The organism is Pseudomonas sp. 3B-A001-10F, from assembly GCF_056313565.1.
This window is the reverse complement of the sequence record NZ_JBQYFW010000005.1, coordinates 173,513-193,547: the sequence shown is the minus strand read 5'-3', so window position 1 is coordinate 193,547 and position 20,035 is coordinate 173,513. Positions and strand designations below refer to the sequence as shown.

Genomic DNA, 20,035 nt, shown 5'->3' with positions numbered 1-20,035 from the left:
GGCACCGTCGCCAACGCTTGCCGTAAGCGTATCAGCGCCGGGTTCAAATGCTCAGTTCCAGCCGATCCCGAAACTGCTCCAGCGCTTCGGGATTGGCCAACGCATCGGTGTTTTTCACCGGCCTGCCGTGCACCACCTCGCGCACTGCAAGTTCGACAATCTTGCCGCTGATGGTGCGCGGAATGTCCGTCACCGCAACGATCTTCGCCGGTACATGCCTTGGGGTGGTATTGGCGCGGATCTCCTGACGGATGCGTTGCTCCAATGCGTCATCCAGTGCCAGCCCTTCGCGCAACTTCACAAACAGCACAACCCGCACGTCATCCTGCCACTGCTGACCGATAGCGACGCTGTCCAGCACTTCGCTGACTTTCTCGACCTGCCGATAGATCTCCGCTGTGCCAATGCGCACGCCACCCGGGTTGAGCACTGCGTCAGAGCGACCATGGATCAGCATCCCGCCGTGAGGCCGTTGCTCGGCATAATCGCCCTGTGCCCAGACCCCGGGAAACAGGCTGAAATACGATTGCCGCAATTTTGCGCCGTCCGGGTCATTCCACAGGCCAATCGGCATGGCCGGGAAATGCCGGGTGCAGACCAGTTCACCTTTTTCACCGAGCACCGGTTGGCCGGCGTCATTCCAGACTTCGACCGCCATGCCCAGGCTCTTGCCCATGATCTCGCCGCGCCGCACCGAGGACAGCGGATTGGCGTTGACGAAGCACGAAACAATATCAGTGCCGCCCGACATCGACGCCAGGCATACATCCGCTTTCAAGTCGCGATAGACGAAGTCATAGCTTTGCGGCGATAACGCTGAGCCCGTGCACAGCAGCGTCTTCAGGCTGCTCAGATCATGACTTTCCCGGGGCTTGGCGCCGCTGCTTTCCAGGGTGGCGAGAAACTTGGGGCTGGTGCCGAACACACTGATGCGCTCGTCGTCGATCAAGTCGAGCAAACGCTGGTTGTCCGGGTGAAACGGCGAGCCGTCGTACAGCACCACGGCGCTGCCGACCGCGAGCGCCGAGACCAGCCAGTTCCACATCATCCAGCCGCAGGTGGTGTAGTAGAAAAGTCGATCGCCGGGGCCGAGATCGCAATGCAGGCCGTGTTCCTTGACATGTTGCAGCAACACGCCGCCGGTGCTGTGGACGATACATTTCGGCACGCCGGTGGTGCCGCTGGAATACAGCACGTACAGCGGATGATGGAACGGCACCGGGACAAAGTCCGGTTCGCCACCGACCTGATAAAAGTCATCCCACAAAGTCACTTCGGCGGGAGTCTTGTAAGCCTCGACACGGGCCTGCGGCTGGGCGTATGGCACGATGATCAACTGCCTCAGGGTTGGCAGTTGCTCAAGTATTCCGTTGATCTTGTCGGTCTGCCCGATGACTTTGCCGGCATAGCAATAACCGGCGCAGGTGAGCAGCACCTTGGGTTCGATCTGGCCGAAGCGATCGATCACCCCATGGGTGCCGAAATCCGGTGAGGAGCACGACCAGATCGCACCGAGGCTGGTGGTGGCGAGCATCGCCACCAGGGTCTGCCAGGTATTGGGCATGCAGGCGGCGACGCGATCGCCAAGACCAACACCGGCGGCCTGCAAACCGGCCTGAAATCCGGCGACATGCTCGGCGAGTTCGGCCCAGGTCAACTGCTCGCGTTGACCGTTTTCCGCCACGCTGATCACCGCCACGGCATCGTCACGCCGCCGCAGCAGGTGTTCGGCGAAGTTCAGCGTGGCGCCGGGAAACCACTCGGCGTCGGGCATCTTTGAGCCTTCGCGCAGCACGGCATCGGGTTGCGTGTGGAAGCGGATATCGAAGAAATCGACAATCGCCTGCCAGAATTCCGCGCGCTGCTCGACGCTCCATTGGTGCAGGGCAGGGTAATCGTCGACTTTCAGTGAATGGCGTTGATTGACCGCACGACGGAAGGTGTCCATGCGCGACTGGGCGATACGGTTGGCGTCGGGTTGCCAGAGGATGTCGGACATTGTTTGCCTCTTGTTTTATTCATGCACAAGGTCGAGCGCACACATAGCACCTGTGGGAGCGAGCCTGCTCGCGATAGCGGTGTGCCAGAACGGTAAAATTTAACTGACACAAAGCTATCGCGAGCAGGCTCACTCCTACCGGGACGCAGCATTATTGCGCCAACCACCCACCATCAATATTCCACGCCGCGCCGCGCACCTGGCTGCCAGCCTCGCTGCACAAAAACAACACCAGTTCGCCCAGATGTTGCGGCGTCACGAATTCCAGCGATGGTTGCTTCTCGGCCAGCAAATCATGCTGCGCCTGCTGCGGATCGACCCCCTTGGCCGCACGGTCGTCGATCTGCTTCTGCACCAGTGGCGTGAGCACCCAGCCCGGGCAGATCGCGTTGCAGGTGACATTGCTGGTCGCGGTTTCCAGGCCGACCACTTTGGTCAAGCCGATCACACCGTGCTTGGCGGCGACATACGCCGCTTTGCCGGTCGAACCGACCTGGCCATGCACGGAGGCGATGTTGATGATCCGCCCCCAGCCTTTGGCGCGCATTCCCGGCAAGCTCAAACGCGTGCTGTGAAACACCGAGGACAGGTTGATGGCAATGATCGAGTCCCAGCGCTCGACCGGAAAATCCTCCACGGCGGCGACGTGCTGGATGCCGGCGTTGTTGACCAGAATGTCGACACCGCCGAATTCGCGCTCGGCGTAATTGATCATGTCGGCGATCTGCGCCGGGTCACTGACATCGGCCGGGTGATGGCCGACCTTGCCGCCGAACCGGGCGACTTCGGCGATGACTTTCGACGCGTCGCCAAAACCATTGAGAATCAGATTCGCGCCAGCCTTGGCCAGGCTCAGTGCGATGCCCAGACCAATGCCGCTGGTGGAACCAGTCACCAGCGCGGTCTTGCCGGAAAGAGTCGTCATGAATACCTCACACAATGCCAGTGGCGTAGAAAGTGCCGATCACTACGAAAACCGCCAGGGTCTTGATCAGCGTAATACAGAAAATGTCTTTGTAGGCTTCGCGATGGGTCAGGCCCGTCACCGCGAGCAAGGTGATGACCGCGCCGTTGTGCGGCAGGGTGTCCATGCCGCCACTGGCCATCGCGGCGACGCGGTGCAGCACTTCCAGCGGAATGTTCGCGGCGTGGGCCGCACTGATGAACTGCTCGGACATCGCCGCCAGCGCAATGCTCATGCCGCCCGACGCGGAGCCGGTGATACCGGCCAGAAGGGTCACGGTGATGGCTTCGTTGACCAGCGGATTGGGAATCTGCTTGAGCCAGTCCGCCAGCACCAAAAAGCCTGGCAGCGACGCGATCACCGCGCCGAAGCCATACTCCGAGGCGGTGTTCATCGCCGCCAGTAATGCGCCGCTCACGGCACTTTTGCTTCCTTCGGCGAGCTTGCTGCGAATCGCCTGAAAGCCAAACGCCAGCACCATCAGAATGCCGACCAGCAAAGCCGCCTGCACGGCCCAGATCGCCGTCAGTTTGGCGATCTCGGTGGTCACCGGAGCCGCCATGCCCGGCAGCGCGAGACTGTGGGTCTTGCCGTACCACTGCGGAATCCATTGGGTGAACAGCAGGTTCATGATGCCCACCGCCAGCAATGGCGACAGGGCAAGCCATGGGTTTGGCAGTTTCAGATCTTCAGCGGTTTCCGGCTCGTTGCGCAATTCAGTGCCGTAGCCTTCGCCAGCACGTTGCGCCTTGTTGCGTTGCCGCTGCAGAAACAGCATGCCGGTGCAGAACACGAAAATCGTGCCGATCACCCCCAGCCACGGCGCCGCCCATGCGGTGGTGTTGAAAAAGGTGCTGGGGATGATGTTCTGGATCTGCGGCGTGCCCGGCAGGGCGTCCATGGTGAAGGAGAAAGCGCCGAGAGCGATGGTGGCCGGGATCAGCCGCTTGGGGATATTGCTCTGGCGGAACATCTCGGCAGCAAACGGATAGACCGCGAAGACCACCACGAACAGCGACACGCCGCCGTAAGTAAGCAGAGCGCAGACCAGCACGATCACCAGCATCGCTTGCTTGGTGCCGAGCAAGCGAATGGCCGCCGCGACAATCGAACGGGAGAAGCCCGACAGTTCGATCAACTTGCCGAACACGGCGCCGAGCAGGAATACAGGGAAATACAGTTTGATGAAGCCGACCATTTTCTCCATGAACACCCCGGTGAACGCAGGGGCGACGGCGGAAGGGTCGGTGAGCAGAACTGCGCCGAGGGCGGCAATCGGGGCGAAGAGGATAACGCTGTAGCCACGGTAGGCGGCCAGCATCAGCAGCGCCAGGGCTGCCAAGGCAATGATCACACTCATGGTGTGTCTCTCCAGAATTGTTATTTTTGTGGGTAGAACGGGTGTGGGAGAGGCTATAGCGAGATCTGTGCCAGATAGCTAACTCATTGAAATATAAGGATGTTATTGATTGGTTTGAGGGGTTTTCAGGTGTTTTGTCTCATTTTAGAGACCGGGTTAAGCCGAAAAGATCGCAGCCTTCGGCAGCTCCTACAGTGCGGACGCGAATTTCCCCTGTAGGAGCTGCCGAAGGCTGCGATCCTTTGATCTTCAAACAATCGATCTACAGAAAGAGATCATTGTCTCTATTTAGAGACTCAGGCAATCCCCAACGCCACCATCTTCTTGTACAACGTCGACCGCCCAAGCCCCAATCGTACCGCCGCTTCCGGCACGTTCCCCGCACATTTCGCAAGAGCTGCCTGAATCAACTGCCGATCAAACCGCTCCCGCGCCTGAGCAAAAGTCTCGTCAGCCAGCGTCTCCATCGTCGGCACCGAGGCACGCTCAACTGGCGTCAACGTGCCAATCGCCGCACGAATATCCTGCTCGGTCAGCATCAAGTCATCACTGAGCAACGCCGCCCGTTCGAGCACATTACGCAGTTCGCGAATGTTCCCCGGCCAGGCATGCTGGCCGAGCAACGCCAGCGCATCCCGGTGCAGTTCGTGTTGGCTGCGCAGTTCTTCCAGAATCGCTTCACTGAGTGCCGGTAAATCATCAAGGCGTTCACGCAATGGCGGCACCTGAATCGGCAACACATTCAGGCGATAGTACAAATCGGCGCGGAACTCGCCGCGCTTGATCGCCGCTTGCAGATCGGTCGAGGTAGCAGCGATCACGCGCACGTCGCTCTGAATCACCTCGTTGGAGCCGACCGGTTCGAACTCCTTTTCCTGCAACACGCGCAGCAGCTTGCTCTGCAAGGGCAGCGGCATGTCGCCGATCTCGTCGAGGAATAACGTGCCGCCCTGGGCGATTTGCAACTTGCCGGTGCGACCCTTACGGTCGGCGCCGGTGAACGCGCCCGGTGCCGTGCCGAAAAATTCCGCCTCCAGCAGTGCCTCGGGAATTGCCGCGCTGTTGATGCTGACGAATGCTTTGTGCGCCCGTGGCGAAGCGCTGTGAATCGCTTGGGCCAGCAGCTCTTTGCCGGTGCCGGTCTCACCGAGCAGCAACACCGGTGACTCGGCGCTGGCACTGCGCCGGGCGCGGCGTTTGACTTCAAGGCTGGCGGCGCTGGTGCCGATGAAATGGGCGAAGTTGTATTTGGTCTGCCGGGCGCGCAGCAGAGAACGGGTCGAGGCCAGTTCTTCCTGCATGCTCAAGTAGCGTTTGAGCATCGGTGACAACGTGCGCAACTCGTCGAACAGGGCAAAACCGATCGCGCCGATGACCGTGCCGGCGTCATCGTGGATCGGCAGGCGCATCACCACCAAAGGCTCCTTCGGCGTGTCCTGCATGTCCAGAAGAATAGGGCGACCGGTGCGCACGACTTCCCGCAACAGGCTGCCGGGAATCACGCTTTCACAGGATTTGCCGATCGCGCCTGCAGCCGATTCAAGACCGAAACGCCGAGCATAACGCTCGTTCATCCAGACGATGTTGGCATCGCGGTCGACAATCACCGTGCCTTCGCTGGATTGCTCGATGATCTCGAACAGCGAACGGATCGCCAGGGTGCGCACCCGTTGGTAGTCCTTGAGGCTTTCGGTGGTGTTCATGGAGGCTGATCCTGATTGTATGTTGCCTGTGCCGGCCCTTTCGCGAGCAAGCTCGCTCCCACAGTAGATTGGGTCGTGGCCAAATTTTGTGTCCGGCGTGAACCTTGTGGGAGCGAGCCTGCTCGCGAAAGCCTCGACCCGGTTTCACGCCGAACACATATGACGCCTACCCCGGATGCGCCGCCGCCAACAGCTCTTTGGTGTACGGATGCTGCGGCGCATCGAACACCTCATGGCTGGCGCCACGCTCGACCACTTTGCCGTCCTTGATCACGATCATGTCGTGGGCCAGGGCGCGCACCACCGCCAGATCGTGGCTGATGAACAGATAGGTCAGACCGTGTTTTTCCTGAAGCTGGCGGAGCAGGGCGACCACTTGTTTCTGCACCGTGCGATCCAGCGCCGACGTCGGCTCATCAAGCAGGATCAGCGCCGGTTTCAGCACCAGAGCTCGGGCGATAGCGATGCGTTGGCGCTGGCCACCGGAGAATTCGTGGGGATAGCGATGGCGACTTTGCGGGTCGAGACCGACCTCTTTGAGTACGCGGATCACTTGCTCATCGCATTCATCAGCTGTCGACTCGCAGTGCACTTCCAGGCCTTCGCTGATGATCTGCGCGACTGACATGCGCGGGCTGAGGCTGCCGAACGGATCCTGAAACACCACCTGCATCTGGCGGCGCCATGGGCGCATTTGCTTCTGATTGAGACCGTCGAGTGCCTCGCCCTGAAAGCGGATACTGCCTTCGGAGTCGAGCAGACGCAGGATCGCCTGACCCAGCGTCGACTTGCCCGAACCGGACTCGCCGACGATGCCCAGCGTCTTGCCACGCTGGATGCTCAGGCTGATGCCATCCACCGCCCGCAGGTACTGCTTGCGCTGGAACAGACCGCCACCGACGACAAACTCAACCTTGAGATCGTCGACCTCCAGTACGTTTTCGCGCTCATCCCGAGGCAGTGCTTCGCCTTCGGGCTCGGCGTTGAGCAGCACGCAGCTATAAGGATGCTTCGGTTCGGTAAACAGGGTTTCGCAGGGCGCCTGCTCGACGATTTCCCCGGCCTTCATCACGCACACCCGTTGCGCGATGCTGCGCACCAGATTGAGGTCATGGCTGATCAGCAGCAGCGACATGCCCAGGCGCTGTTGCAGGGATTTGAGCAGCAGCAGGATCTTGCGCTGCACGGTCACGTCGAGCGCGGTGGTCGGTTCATCGGCGATCAACAGCTCCGGTTCGCAGGCCAGGGCCATGGCGATCATCACCCGCTGTCGTTGTCCGCCGGAGAGTTGATGTGGGTAAGCCTTGAGGCGTTCCTTGGGTTTCTGGATGCCCACCAGTCCGAGCAGTTCGAGGATCCGCGCCTGCGCCGCTTTGCCGCCGAGGCCACGGTGTAGCAGCAGGGTTTCGCCGATCTGTTTTTCGATGGTGTGCAGCGGATTCAGCGAGGTCATCGGTTCCTGAAAAATCATGGCGATGCGGTTGCCACGCAGTTCGCGCAAGACTTTGGGATCGGCGCCGATCAGTTCCTGTCCGCGATAGCGAATGCTGCCAGTGGTTTGCGCTTCGCTTTCGGGCAGCAATTGCAGAATCGAATGGGCAGTCACCGATTTGCCTGAACCCGACTCGCCAACCAGGGCCAGACACTCACCGGGGCGAATGTCCAAGCACAGGTCGCGCACCACGGTCTGGTCATGGAAGGCAACGTTGAGGTTACGGATTTCAATCAGGTTGTCAGTCATGGCCACGCTTCAGGATCGAGGGTCGAACGCGTCACGCAACGCTTCGCCGATGAACACTAATAAAGAAAGAATCAGCGCCAGGGTGAAAAACGCCGTCAGCCCGAGCCACGGTGCTTGCAGATTCTGTTTGCCCTGACCGATCAACTCACCCAGCGAGGCGCTGCCGGCGGGCATGCCGAAACCGAGAAAATCCAGCGCGGTGAGGGTGGAAATCGCCCCGGTCAGAATGAACGGCAAGTAGCTCAATGTTGCATTCATGGCGTTGGGCAGAATGTGTCGGAAGATCACCTTGCGATCGCTCAGGCCCAGCGCGCGGGCGGCTTTGACGTACTCCAGATTACGTCCGCGCAGAAACTCGGCGCGCACCACATCCACCAGCGCCAGCCATGAGAACAGCGCCATGATCCCCAGCAGCCACCAGAAATTCGGCTCGACGAAACCGGAGAGGATGATCAACAGGTACAACACCGGCAGCCCCGACCAGACTTCCAGCAAGCGCTGCCCGAGCAAATCGACCCAGCCACCGTAGTAGCCCTGCAATGCCCCGGCGGCGATGCCGATCAGAGCGCTGACAAAGGTCAGCATCAAGGCAAACAGAATCGACACCCGAGCACCGAAAATCACCCGCGCAAGCACGTCTCGCGCCTGATCATCAGTGCCCAGCCAGTTGACCGCCGTCGGCGGGCTCGGCGCCGGTTTGTTGAGGTCGTAGTTCGGTGTGTCGTCACTGAACGGAATCGGCGGGAACAGCAGCCAGCCACCGTCCTTGCGAATCAGGTTCTGCACATAGTCGCTGCGGTAATCGGCCTGGAACGGCAGTTGTCCGCCGAACTCCTGCTCGGTGTGGCGCTTGAACACCGGGAAGTACCACTGGTCCTGATAGCTGACGACCAGAGGCTTGTCATTGGCGATCAACTCACCACCCAGTGTCACCACAAACAGGCCGATAAACAGCCATAACGACCACCAGCCACGACGGTTTTTCTTGAAGCGCTCGAAGCGCCGGCGGCCCAGAGGCGAGAGCTTGAACATCAGGCGTTCCTCGCAGCGAAGTCGATACGCGGGTCGACCAGCGTGTAACACAGGTCACCCACCAGTTTTATCAGCAGGCCGAAGAGGGTAAAGATGAACAGCGAACCGAACACCACCGGATAATCCCGCGAAACTGCTGCTTCGTAGCTCATGCGCCCAAGACCATCGAGGGAGAAGATCACTTCGATCAGCAAGGAACCGGCGAAGAACACACTGATGAATGCCTGAGGAATGCCGGACACCACCAGCAGCATCGCGTTGCGGAACACATGGCCGTACAGCACGCGACGCTCGCTCAGGCCTTTGGCGCGCGCGGTCACCACATACTGGCGGGTGATTTCATTGAGAAACGAGTTCTTGGTCAGGATCGTCAGCGTGGCGAAACCGCCGATCACCAGCGCCGTCACCGGCAGCACCAGGTGCCAGAAGTAGTCAGCGATTTTGCCGAGGGTCGACAGCGATTCGAAGTTGTCCGACACCAGGCCCCGCACCGGAAACCAGTTCAGCGACGTGCCGCCGGCAAACACCACGATCAGGAACATCGCAAACAGAAACGCCGGCATCGCGTAGCCGATGATGATCGCCGTGCTGCTCCAGATATCGAAATGACTGCCATGGTGCACGGCCTTGCGGATCCCCAGCGGGATCGACACCAGATAGGTGATCAGTGTCGCCCATAGCCCGAGGGAAATGGTCACCGGCATTTTTTCCAGGATCAGGTCGGTGACTGTCGCGCCACGGAAAAAGCTTTTGCCGAAATCCAGTTGTGCGTAGTTCTTCAGCATCAGCCACAAACGTTCATGGGCCGGTTTGTCGAAGCCGTACTGTTTTTCGATGTCCTTGATCAGTTGCGGATCGAGGCCGCGACTGGCGCGGGAAGTACCGCTCATGGTTTCGCTGGCGCCGCCGATCCCTTGCAGGTGAGCGATGGCCTGTTCCACCGGACCGCCGGGCGCGGCCTGGATAATCACGAAATTGACCAGCAGGATGATCACCAGCGTCGGGATGATCAGCAGCAGGCGCCGCAGTATGTAACCCCACATCAGTGCGGCCCTCCGGGTCTGCCACGGGCAATTTTTTCCGCGGTCATCTGCTGATTGGTCAGCGGTGTGCTGCTGATTTCCCACCAGCTCTCGATGGCTTCGTCATTGCTGGCTTGCACCGACGGTATGCCGAAGCGGTTCCACCACACGGTCGAGGTGCCCGGTGGATAGTAGTTGGGAATCCAGTAGTAATTCCATTGCAGGACCCGGTCCAGGGCGTGCGCGTAATGCAGCATGTCGGACTGGGTGGAGGCGCGGATCAGGCCGTTGATCAACGTATCCACGGCAGAATTTTTCAACACCATATAGTTGTTCGCGCCTGGGTCGTTGGCCGACGCGGAGGCGAAGTAATTGAGCAATTCGCCCCCCGGCGAGGTGCTGACCGGGTAGCCGGTGACGATCATGTCGTAGTCGCGGCTCATCAAGCGATTAACGTATTGCGAGGAGTCGATACGGCGAATGTTCAGATCGATGCCGATCTGTTTCAGTGTGCGCTTGTACGGCAGCAGCAAGCGATCCATGCCGTTCTGGCTGACCAGGAAGGTGAAGCTCAGTGGTTCGCCCTGGGCGTTCACCAACTGATCGCCATCCGGTTTCCAGCCCGCCTGTTCGAGCAGTTCGAGGGCCTGCAACTGTTTGTCACGGATGACGCCGCTGCCATCGGTTTTCGGCGCTTCGAAGACTTTAGTGAAAACCTCTTCGGGAACCTGGCCGCGCAGCGGTTCGAGGATTTTCAGTTCCTGCGCATCGGGCAGTTCGCTTGCCGCCAGTTGTGTGTTGGAAAAGTAGCTCTGCTGGCGGATATACATACCGCGCATCATCTGCCGGTTGCTCCACTCGAAATCCCAAAGCATGGCCAAGGCCTGGCGTACGCGGCGATCGGCGAACATGGGTTTCTGCAGGTTGAACACAAAACCCTGGGCTGACTGTGGCGCCTCGGTGGCCAGATGCGCCTTTTGCAGGCGTCCGTCGCTCAGTGCCGGGCTGTCATAGCCGATCGAGTAGCCAGTGGCCGAAAACTCGCGGTTGTAGTCATAGGCGCCACCGCGCAGCACTTGGCGGGCGACGTCGGTATCACCGAAGTACTCGATGCTGAAATGATCGAAATTGTACAAGCCACGACTGACCGGCAGATCCTTGCCCCACCAGTCGGCGTTGCGTTCAAACGTGATACTGCGCCCCGAATCGACCTTGCCGACTCGATACGGGCCGCTGCCCAAGGGGGCTTCATAACCGCCGCCGCCGGCGAAATCGCGACGCTTCCACCAATGCTCGGGGAATACCGGCAGGGTCGCGATGTCCAGTGGCAGGGTGCGGTTTTCATTACTCTTGAAATCGAAGCGCACGGTCAGCGGCGCTTCGACTTCGACGCCTTTGACGTCGGCAAACTGGGTGCGATAACGCAGGCTGCCCTGGGTCATCAATAAATCGTAGGTGTAACGCACGTCTTCGGCGGTGATCGCTTTGCCGTCGGCGAAGCGTGCCTTGGGATTGATGTAGAAGCGCAGCGACAGACCATCGTCCGAGCGTTCCATCTTTTGCGCGACCAGACCGTAGACCGTGTAAGGCTCGTCGAGCGAACGCTGGGCCAGCGGCGAATAGAGCAAGCCATCGATCTGAGTGACGCCGATGCCTTTGTCTATATAAGGAAGAACATGGTCGAAGTGGCCGATCTCGATGGCCGAGCGGCGCATTGTCCCGCCCTTTGGCGCTTGCAGGTTGGTGTAGTCGAAATGACTGAAACCGGCAGGATACTTGGCAGGCTCGCCATAAACGGTCAACGCGTGTTGCGGTGCAGCGTTTGCGCCGGTGGCGCCCGTCAACAGGGCGAGGGCGGTGAGCATCAATGTGGGGAAAACCAGTCGCATTGTCAGCCTTGGAACCGGGAAATCGATAAGCGCAAGTTGTACGCGAGAGGCGCGTCAGTCGCCAGCCGTATATGTAACTGAAACACAACGGCCCACCAGAAGGCGGGCCGTTGGCAAGCAATCAGGCGACGGATCAGTCCTGACGGCTGGTGACTTCCAGCAGGTGATAACCGAACTGGGTTTTTACCGGACCTTGCACGACGTTGATTGGCGCGCTGAAGACCACGGTGTCGAATTCCTTGACCATCTGGCCAGGACCGAACGAACCCAGATCACCGCCCTGACGGCTCGATGGGCAGGTGGAGTTGGCCTTGGCGACTTCGGCGAAATCAGCGCCGCCTTCGATCTGGGCCTTGAGTTCGTTGCACTTGTCTTCGCTGGAAACCAGGATGTGGCGGGCAGTGGCTTTAGCCATGGGGAAACTCTCCAATCTATTTCAGTAAAAGTGTGGAGCCTACCGGATTCAGTGGGCGAATTCTCGGCAAAGTTCCGTTCGGTTGTCCGTGGCTTTGATCAGAGATTCGCGGCTCGCAGGCGTTCAGCATGTTCGACGTACAGCTCAATCGGGTCGAGCAGTGCGGTTGCCGTGCTGGCCGTGCGGCGCAGGCTGCCCAGATGGTCCAGCGGGTAGTCGGAGCGGATCACTTGCCCCAAGTGAGAACTGAAGCGGCCAACGAAGCCGTCATTCTGCTGCGTTTCGGTCATGAAGTACTGCGATAACGCGTGGCAAATGCTTTGGGTTGGATCGAGTGTCGACGGGCTGTTGGCCGGCAGGACGCCGCTCCATGAGTAATAGCGTACGCCGTTGACCTGTTCCGGGCCTTGTCCGCCCCAAGTGCTGGGCAATCCCTGCGGAAACTTGTCGTTGAACTCGCCTACGCCTTCGGTCGTCAGTGCATTGAGCGCCGCCAGTGCGTTCTGCGGCAAGGTGACACTGCCACTGAGCAACGATAGAAAATCGGCAAATAGCGTCGCTATATTTTGGGCGACGACCTCCGGCAGCCGCCCGGGTATCAGGGCCTTACGCAGAAAGTCGGCCAGTTCTGAACCGTGATTCGGGCCGCTGACAGAGGTTACGGAAGCGACGGCGTGTGGCGCGAGCGCCGCAGCGTATCGAGCAGCCAGTGCTCCCTGACTGTGTCCTATGAGGTTGACTTTGTCTGCACCTGTGCCTCGCAAGACACGATCAATCTGTGCAAGTAATTGTTCACCCCTGATTTCGTTTTTATGGGTGGCAGAAAGGTGCGGAACAAACACTCGGCTGCCGGCCGTTTTCAGAGCGTCCTTTACGTCATGGAACAGCTCGAAGTGACCGATGCGCTCGAATCCGAACAGGCCATGTACCAACAGGACGGGATAGCGAGTTGAAGCATTCCGTTGCATGTTCTTACCTTTTTCGCAGAAGTTCATCGGGGAATCCGGAGGCCACTCTAAAACACTCATCCCGTTGAAGAAGTAAGAAGGGGCTTCTCTTGGCCGTTGAATCTGGACTAGTGGCTGTACGAATTTTCAGATACTTATGAAATCCGAATCGGAAGTTGAGGACATCTTTCGCTCGGTTGATGGCGTTTTTGCGTAGTTTGCCTACCCGGTGGGAGGCCTTTGCCGGATGTTCGCGGCGGCTGAGGCTGACATCGAAAGTGTGCGCAATAGCGTTCAATGTTGGCTGTCGACGCCGCCCATGAAAGCGGCGTTCTTTCCAAGGAATGGAGCCACTAATGCACACGCACGAAGTCGAGTTTTGCTACCGGATGCGCCACCCCGCCAGCCCCTGTGTTTCGAACGAACTGCTGCCAGCGGCAACCGTTGATAGTCTGAAGGGGGCGGTGCTTGATCCATCGCTGGGCAAGGTCGTTGTCCGTATTGCTCCTTATGCAAACATGAGCTGCGGCGATCAGTTGCTCTTGAGTTGGGACGGTCTGGACATAGAGGGCTTTGCTTATCAGCATGAAATGGTTCGCTATATCAGCGAAGCCCAGGTCGGCAAAGATATCGTTTTCGTGATCAAAGGCCTGCACATCGCTGCACTGGATGGCGGTTCGCTGGCGGTCTACTGGAAACTGCTCAGTGCGCGCTCGGCTGAACCGGCGGTGTCTGCCCGTGTGCATTTGTCCGTGGGCGATGTCCGGCCACAATTGCTTGCACCGATTGTCGAGGGGGCGATCGGAGGGGCGCTGGATCCGGCGCGGGTGCCGGACGGCACGCTTATCGTGCTCCAGCCTTATGCCCGAATGGCGGCGGGGGATCGAGTCACGTTGCTGTGGGGCGCTGACGCATTGTCAGCAACGTTCAGCGACAGCTTGAAGGTCGAAACCTTTGCTGTCGCAGACGTACTGTCATTCTGGGTTGAAGGGGCGCACATCGCTGCTCATCTCGGCGGCGAGGTGGTGGTGCGTTATCAGGTCGAGCAGGCGGGCGGAGTCATTCGCGAGTCCGAGGCGGCAAGAATTCTCGTAACCCCGTTCCTGCGGGGAGAACTTGAGGCTCCCGATGTACTTGAGGCTGAAGACGGCGTGCTGTTGAAAGAGGACTCCGTCGATGGCGTCACCATCGTGATCGGTAATGCCCGGACGCAGGAAGGCGAGTTGGTCTATCTCAAGTGCGACGGGGAACTGTTCAATCATCGGGATGACCGTGAAATCACTCGGGAGACGGCGGGGAAGCCGCTGATCTTCATTGTGCCGCACCGATTCTGGCGTGAGCACCTTGGCACGACCGTGCGGGTGGCCTACACGGTTGAACGTCTGGACGATGTCAGTCAGACGTCTGCGGCCACACAGGTGCGAGTGGAGGGGTAACGCGGCGTGACCAGCCCTGCGGTTTGCAATAAATCTGCGGGGCTGGCCGGATAATCAGCCTTTTGTCTGTGTACTGAGGCGTTGAGAGGCGTCCAGCAGCAAACGCTCCGTTGCGCTGAAACCGAGGCAGCCATCGGTAATCGAAACCCCGTAACGCAGGGATTCGCTCAGCGGCTGGCAGCCCTCGAACAGGTGAGACTCGATCATCATGCCGATCAGAGAACGGTCACCTTGCAGGCGTTGCTCAAGCACTTCGTTGAAGACGCCAGGCTGGCGTAGCGGGTCCTTGCCACTGTTGGCGTGGCTGCAATCGACCATGATCCGGCTCGGAATCTTCAGGCGATCCAGGTCGGCATGGATTTTGGCCACACTCTCGCGATCATGGTTCGGCCCTTTATGGCCGCCGCGCAGAACGAGGTGGGTGTCGGGGTTGCCTGGCGTTTGAATGATGGCTGGATGGCCCTGACTATCGACGCCGAAATGCCGGTGCGGATGGGCTGCCGAACGCATGGCGTCAACTGCAATGGCGGCACCGCCGTCGGTGCCGTTCTTGAAGCCGACGGGCATGCCCAATCCACTGGCCATCTCCCGATGGATCTGCGATTCAGTGGTGCGCGCGCCAATGGCCACCCAGCTCAACAGGTCATCGAAGTAACCGGCAGCCATGGGTTGCAGCAGCTCGGTGGCCACCGGCAGGCCGAGGCGGATCATTTCCAGCATCAGCTCACGCGAAAGCGTAAGGCCGCCAGCCATGTCATCACTGCCATCCAGATGCGGGTCGTAGGCCAGACCTTTCCAGCCGACCGTGGTGCGCGGTTTTTCGACATAGGCTCGCATCACCAACAGCATTTCGCCGCTGACTTCTTCAGCCAGTCGAGCGAGCTTGCCAGCGTATTCGAGTGCGGATAGCGGATCATGGATAGAGCAGGGCCCGACGATGACCAGCAGGCGCTGATCCTGGCCGTTGAGAATGGCGCGAACCGCCTGACGGTGGGCGGTGACTTGCTGGCTCAAGGCATTGCTCAGGGGCAATTGCTGTTTGAGTTGCAACGAGCTGGGCAGACGCAGAGTCAATGCTTCGTTGGCAGGATTCAGAGTGGACAGCGGCAGAGCAGAAACGGACGAGTTCATATTCGGTCTTCCTGGGCTGGCGGCGGGTTCTCCCGCTCGCTCGGCCCTACTGGGGTGTTCGACAATTGGCCGTATTGGCTACGTGTGTGTGCTTGCCACCTGTAGGTGACCGATCGGAGGCGGCAGGCTGTCCCGAGCGGAAGCTGGTAAATCGCCAGGCGTTAAAGCTGTCGTAACGGTAATAAGTGGCGTAGTTCATTTCGTGAATCCTCAAAGTGTCTGGTGTGTTGCTGAAAAGTTTGGGGCTGAAAAAACAAAACCCCCGGTCGGGAGGCCGACCGGGGGTTGAGAATTCTCTGGTAGGCGACCCGTTGTTATGGGCGCCGTTTGGGTATCAGGCGCGCCAGTGGCTAAACCAATACCCAAAATAAAAGCTGACCGGAGCGCAAACGTCATTCACCCGGGCAGCCGCAACCGAGCGCAAGGCGCTGGCTGTACGAAGCTGTGAGAGGGCGTTGAACATGGTCTGTCTCCAATGAATGGGCCGAGCTTACTAGAGGGCGATACGCCTCAGCAATCAGAAATTGCTATCGCGTAATCAACAAAACATCTATTGCTAGCGTCGCGCTGGAGTTGTGACATTCTGCACTTCGCTTGATGACCAAGGATGAACCGTGTCGACACAAAACATTGCTGCTGCTCAGTCTCTGCTCATTGCCGATGATCTGTTGGTCAAGGCCGAGCGCGTCGTGGGTGCGTGGCTGGGGCGAATTGTTCCTGCTGTGCAAGCCTGATGACATTCCACTTACGATTGGCGGTTCCAGAAGATCTGGCGTTTGCCCGTGATCTTACCTGTCAGAACATGCTGCGCTACTACATTCGCCATGACCTGCTATGGCAGGACGAAGCGTTCGACGTGGCATGGTTGGGGCGGCAAAACTGGCTGATAGTGAAGGGTGATGTGCCAGTGGGCTTTCTCAGTCTCAGTCGGGATATGCGCGCGCTGTACATTCGTGAACTGCAGGTTGCTGAAACGCATCAGGGGCAGGGCGCTGGTTCTTGGGCGATCGATCAGGTTATCGACATGGTCCGCAAAGAAAGACGCCCGGCTCTACGCCTGACCGTATTTGAAAATAATCCGGCGAGAAACTTGTATGAGAGAAAAGGACTACAGGTTCGGGGCGCGGACGAGTGTTTTCTGCGAATGCAGCTTGATATCAGTACACATGTGCTCTGAAACCCACGGCCGGCAAGCCTTCAATGATGAATTGAAACTTTTTAAATGACGCTTTCCGCTAGGTCTGCGTGGCACTTTTTGCTAAGGTGTCCGGCATCCCAATATGACCATATCGCGAGGTGTCTGCTTGATTAGGGTGCTAGTGGTCGATGACCATGATCTCGTTCGTACAGGCATTACACGTATGCTGGCCGATATCGATGGCTTGCAGGTGGTTGGCCAGGCCGAATCCGGGGAAGAGTCCCTGATCAAGGCTCGAGAGTTGAAGCCCGATGTGGTGCTGATGGACGTCAAGATGCCTGGCATCGGCGGCCTGGAAGCCACGCGCAAACTGTTGCGCAGTCATCCGGATATCAAGGTGGTCGCGGTCACGGTGTGTGAGGAGGATCCTTTCCCGACACGCTTGTTGCAGGCCGGTGCTGCGGGTTATCTGACCAAGGGCGCGGGTTTGCCGGAAATGGTCCAGGCGATTCGCCTGGTATTTGCCGGCCAACGCTATATCAGTCCGCAGATTGCCCAGCAATTGGCGATCAAATCCTTCCAGCCCTCCAACGATTCTCCCTTCGATGCCTTGTCCGAGCGCGAAATTCAGATCGCCTTGATGATTGTCGGCTGTCAGAAGGTACAGATCATTTCCGACAAATTGTGCCTGTCGCCGAAAACCGTGAACACCTACCGCTATCGTATTTTCGAGAAGCTTTCGATCAGCAGCGATGTCGAGTTGACCCTGTTGGCGGTTCGTCACGGCATGGTTGATGCCAGCCTCTGACCATGACTGAAACATTCGATTCCGGCGCGTTTCTGTCGACAGTCAGCGGGCGCCCAGGCGTCTATCGCATGTTCGACAGCGATGCACGCCTGTTGTACGTGGGCAAGGCCAAGAACCTGAAAAAACGCCTGGCCAGCTACTTTCGCAAAACCGGCCTGGCGCCGAAGACTGCCGCGTTGGTGGGGCGCATTGCGCAGGTCGAAACGACCATCACCGCCAACGAAACCGAAGCGCTGCTGCTTGAGCAGACGCTGATCAAGGAGTGGCGGCCGCCGTACAATATCCTGCTGCGCGACGACAAATCCTATCCCTATGTGTTTCTGTCCGACGGCCAGTTTCCGCGCCTGAGCATTCATCGCGGGGCCAAAAAGGCCAAGGGCAAGTACTTCGGTCCCTATCCGAGTGCCGGCGCCATACGTGAAAGCCTGAGTCTGCTGCAAAAGACCTTCTTCGTTCGGCAGTGTGAAGACAGCTACTACAAGAACCGTACCCGTCCATGTCTGCAGTATCAGATCAAGCGCTGCAAGGCGCCTTGCGTGGGGCTGGTCGAGCCTGACGTGTATGCCGAAGACGTGCGCCACTCGGTCATGTTTCTTGAGGGGCGCAGTCACGCGCTGACCAACGAGCTGTCCACGGCGATGGAGGAGGCGGCGATCAACCTGGAGTTCGAACGAGCCGCCGAGTTGCGTGACCAGATCGCGCTGCTGCGCAGGGTTCAGGATCAACAAAGCATGGAAGGCGGCACAGGGGACATCGATGTCATCGCGGCATTCGTTAACCCGGGTGGCGCCTGCGTGCACCTGATCAGTGTGCGTGGCGGGCGCGTGTTGGGGAGCAAGAATTTCTTTCCGCAAGTCGGCATCGAGGAGGACGTGTCGGAAGTCATGGCCGCGTTTCTTGGCCAGTATTTCATCAGCAGCCCTGAGCGCGATTTGCCGAGCGAACTGATCGTCAACGTGGTGCATGAAGATTTTCCAACGTTGATCGAAGCGATCCATGAGTTGCGTGGTCGCGAGCTTGCCATCAGTCACCGGGTGCGCGGTACGCGGGCACGCTGGCAGCAACTGGCCGTCACCAACGCCGAGCAGGCATTAGGTGCACGCCTGGCCAACCGCCAACACACCGCTGCGCGCTTTGAAGCCTTGGCCGAAGTGTTGAATCTCGATGAACCGCCGCAGCGCCTGGAATGCTACGACATCAGCCATTCCAGCGGTGAGGCGACGGTTGCTTCCTGTGTGGTCTTTGGCCCGGAAGGCGCGATCAAGTCGGACTACCGGCGCTATAACATCGAAGGGGTCACGGCGGGTGACGACTATGCCGCCATGCATCAGGCCTTGACGCGACGCTTCAGCAAACTCAAGGAAGGCGAGGGCAAGTTGCCAGACATCTTGCTGGTGGACGGTGGCAAGGGCCAGCTGTCGATGGCTCGCGATGTTCTCAACGAGTTGGCCGTACCAGATCTGATTCTGCTCGGTGTTGCCAAAGGCGCTACTCGCAAGGCGGGCTTCGAAACGTTGTATCTGAATGATGCGGCGCATGAGTTCACCTTGCGTGGCGACTCGCCGGCGCTGCACTTGATTCAACAGATTCGCGATGAGGCGCACCGCTTCGCGATTACCGGACACCGCGCACGCCGTGGCAAAACCCGCCGTACGTCAACGCTGGAAGGCGTTGCCGGCGTTGGGCCGACCCGACGTCGCGACTTGTTGAAACATTTTGGTGGATTGCAGGAGCTGACTCGTGCAAGCATCGAAGAGATCGCCAAAGCCCCGGGGATCAGTAAAAAGCTCGCAGAGTCGATTTATGCGAACCTGCATAGCGAGTAGAATGCCCCTTCACCTCGTAGCCAGTTGTGCCGATGAATATCCCTAATCTGATTACCGTTCTACGCGTCCTGCTCATTCCGATCTTCATTTTGCTGTTCTATCTGCCTTATCAGTGGAGTTACATGGCCTCCGCCTCGGTGTTTGCCTTTGCGGCAGCGACGGATTGGCTGGACGGTTATCTGGCTCGCCGTCTGGAGCAAAGCACTCCGTTCGGGGCGTTTCTCGATCCGGTAGCCGACAAGCTCATGGTTGCGGTGGCACTGGTGCTGCTGGTTCAAGAGCACGGCAATCTCTGGCTCACTCTGCCGGCTGCTGTCATCATCGGTCGCGAGATTGTGGTGTCGGCATTGCGTGAATGGATGGCCGAGCTTGGTGCTCGTGCCCACGTAGCCGTTTCAAATCTGGGCAAGTGGAAAACTGCGGCGCAGATGCTTGCGCTGGTCATTCTGTTGGCCAACCCGAAGGACTTCAGTTTCTGGGTTATCTTGGGTTATGCCTTGCTGATGGTCTCTGCCGGCCTGACCTTGTGGTCGATGGTGCAGTACCTGCGCGCCGCCTGGCCGCACCTGAAGACTGATGTTGAAAAGAAATAAAACTTTTTTGAATCAAGGGGTTGACGGAGCT

General features: G+C 59.0%; 16 protein-coding genes. 5 read left to right on the top strand and 11 right to left on the bottom strand.

The window, feature by feature from the left end; translation table 11 throughout:
- Positions 1 to 43 precede the first annotated feature (43 nt).
- The 10 genes from AC0ZWN_RS07705 to AC0ZWN_RS07660 form a co-directional block, all read right to left on the bottom strand.
- Positions 44 to 1,999 carry an acetoacetate--CoA ligase gene (locus AC0ZWN_RS07705; RefSeq protein WP_476334608.1) on the bottom strand — a complete coding sequence of 652 codons (1,956 nt, stop codon included), beginning with the start codon at positions 1,997 to 1,999 and terminating at the stop codon, positions 44 to 46.
- A gap of 151 nt (positions 2,000 to 2,150) precedes the next feature.
- Positions 2,151 to 2,924, bottom strand: coding sequence for a 3-hydroxybutyrate dehydrogenase (gene hbdH / locus AC0ZWN_RS07700; RefSeq protein WP_007912316.1), 774 nt, complete (start codon positions 2,922 to 2,924; stop codon positions 2,151 to 2,153).
- A gap of 7 nt (positions 2,925 to 2,931) precedes the next feature.
- Entirely contained in the window at positions 2,932 to 4,323 is a 1,392-nt protein-coding gene (locus AC0ZWN_RS07695) for a GntP family permease (protein WP_093430962.1), read from the bottom strand.
- A gap of 296 nt (positions 4,324 to 4,619) precedes the next feature.
- Entirely contained in the window at positions 4,620 to 6,026 is a 1,407-nt protein-coding gene (locus AC0ZWN_RS07690; RefSeq protein WP_476334607.1) for a sigma-54 interaction domain-containing protein, read from the bottom strand.
- Between the two features lie 166 nt (positions 6,027 to 6,192).
- Positions 6,193 to 7,767 carry an ABC transporter ATP-binding protein gene (locus AC0ZWN_RS07685; RefSeq protein WP_476334606.1) on the bottom strand — a complete coding sequence of 525 codons (1,575 nt, stop codon included), beginning with the start codon at positions 7,765 to 7,767 and terminating at the stop codon, positions 6,193 to 6,195.
- A 9-nt stretch (positions 7,768 to 7,776) separates the two neighbouring features.
- Positions 7,777 to 8,799, bottom strand: a complete 1,023-nt coding sequence (locus tag AC0ZWN_RS07680) for an ABC transporter permease (protein ID WP_093430971.1) — start codon at positions 8,797 to 8,799, stop codon at positions 7,777 to 7,779.
- Positions 8,799 to 9,842 (bottom strand): microcin C ABC transporter permease YejB, encoded by a 1,044-nt coding sequence (locus AC0ZWN_RS07675; RefSeq protein WP_257355297.1) that lies wholly within the window; start codon positions 9,840 to 9,842, stop codon positions 8,799 to 8,801. Before AC0ZWN_RS07675 ends, AC0ZWN_RS07680 begins: the two co-directional genes overlap by 1 nt.
- On the bottom strand, positions 9,842 to 11,710 hold the full coding sequence (locus AC0ZWN_RS07670; RefSeq protein WP_476334605.1) for an extracellular solute-binding protein: 1,869 nt from the start codon (positions 11,708 to 11,710) through the stop codon (positions 9,842 to 9,844). The genes AC0ZWN_RS07675 and AC0ZWN_RS07670 overlap by 1 nt, the downstream gene beginning before the upstream one ends.
- Positions 11,711 to 11,843: 133 nt before the next feature.
- Complete coding sequence (locus AC0ZWN_RS07665) at positions 11,844 to 12,125, bottom strand: peptidylprolyl isomerase (protein WP_007912303.1); 282 nt, start codon at positions 12,123 to 12,125, stop codon at positions 11,844 to 11,846.
- Between the two features lie 98 nt (positions 12,126 to 12,223).
- On the bottom strand, positions 12,224 to 13,093 hold the full coding sequence (locus AC0ZWN_RS07660; protein ID WP_476334640.1) for a lipase family alpha/beta hydrolase: 870 nt from the start codon (positions 13,091 to 13,093) through the stop codon (positions 12,224 to 12,226).
- 335 nt (positions 13,094 to 13,428) lie between these two features.
- Here AC0ZWN_RS07660 and AC0ZWN_RS07655 point away from each other — a divergent pair, with 335 nt between their 5' ends.
- Entirely contained in the window at positions 13,429 to 14,508 is a 1,080-nt protein-coding gene (locus tag AC0ZWN_RS07655) for a hypothetical protein (RefSeq protein ID WP_476334604.1), read from the top strand.
- Positions 14,509 to 14,562: 54 nt separating this feature from the next.
- Here AC0ZWN_RS07655 and AC0ZWN_RS07650 read toward each other — a convergent pair whose 3' ends face one another.
- Positions 14,563 to 15,639 carry a 3-deoxy-7-phosphoheptulonate synthase gene (locus AC0ZWN_RS07650; RefSeq protein WP_476334602.1) on the bottom strand — a complete coding sequence of 359 codons (1,077 nt, stop codon included), beginning with the start codon at positions 15,637 to 15,639 and terminating at the stop codon, positions 14,563 to 14,565.
- A 733-nt stretch (positions 15,640 to 16,372) separates the two neighbouring features.
- On the opposite strand from AC0ZWN_RS07650, the gene AC0ZWN_RS07645 reads away from it, so the two are divergent.
- The 4 genes from AC0ZWN_RS07645 (at position 16,373) to pgsA (ending at position 20,004) form a co-directional block, all read left to right on the top strand.
- Positions 16,373 to 16,816, top strand: a complete 444-nt coding sequence (locus AC0ZWN_RS07645; protein WP_476334601.1) for a GNAT family N-acetyltransferase — start codon at positions 16,373 to 16,375, stop codon at positions 16,814 to 16,816.
- Between the two features lie 127 nt (positions 16,817 to 16,943).
- The gene (gene gacA / locus AC0ZWN_RS07640) at positions 16,944 to 17,585 is read left to right on the top strand and encodes a response regulator transcription factor GacA (protein ID WP_016984198.1); all 642 of its coding nucleotides are present in this window, start codon (positions 16,944 to 16,946) and stop codon (positions 17,583 to 17,585) included.
- 2 nt (positions 17,586 to 17,587) lie between these two features.
- On the top strand, positions 17,588 to 19,411 hold the full coding sequence (uvrC, locus tag AC0ZWN_RS07635; protein ID WP_093430986.1) for an excinuclease ABC subunit UvrC: 1,824 nt from the start codon (positions 17,588 to 17,590) through the stop codon (positions 19,409 to 19,411).
- A gap of 32 nt (positions 19,412 to 19,443) precedes the next feature.
- Complete coding sequence (pgsA, locus tag AC0ZWN_RS07630) at positions 19,444 to 20,004, top strand: CDP-diacylglycerol--glycerol-3-phosphate 3-phosphatidyltransferase (RefSeq protein ID WP_007950102.1); 561 nt, start codon at positions 19,444 to 19,446, stop codon at positions 20,002 to 20,004.
- Positions 20,005 to 20,035: the final 31 nt, after the last annotated feature.